Origin of the sequence: Pauljensenia sp. UMB3104, assembly GCF_030217285.1 — a bacterium.
Classification (GTDB): Bacteria; Actinomycetota; Actinomycetes; order Actinomycetales; family Actinomycetaceae; genus Pauljensenia.
In genome coordinates, this window is record NZ_JASONN010000239.1 from 1 (window position 1) to 287 (window position 287).

1 protein-coding gene is annotated in these 287 nt (G+C 64.8%); it reads right to left on the bottom strand.

What is annotated here, in order from left to right; translation table 11 throughout:
• Nucleotides 1-287 (bottom strand): hypothetical protein (locus QP415_RS11540; protein WP_285100175.1); only part of this gene is annotated, 287 nt, incomplete at both ends.

The window sequence follows — 287 nt, forward strand, 5'->3', positions numbered from 1 at the left end:
TGCACGAGGCCGTCTCGTTGTCGTCGGAGATGGGCAGGTCGAGGCTCACCGGCTCGGAGGGGTTGAGCCCGTAGTCCCACGCGAGCAGGTAGGGATTGTCGATGACTCCGCCGACGCCACCCTGGTCACTCCACGCCCCAGAGATCTCCATCAATGGGATCTCAACGTGGTACATGTACCGACCGTCGGGGCCAACGCTACCCTCGCTCTCGGTGAAGACGTGGCGGTAGAACCACAGGCCGTCAGCCGGGTCGTGCAAGTCGATCGCCGCCAGGGGCGAGTCATCG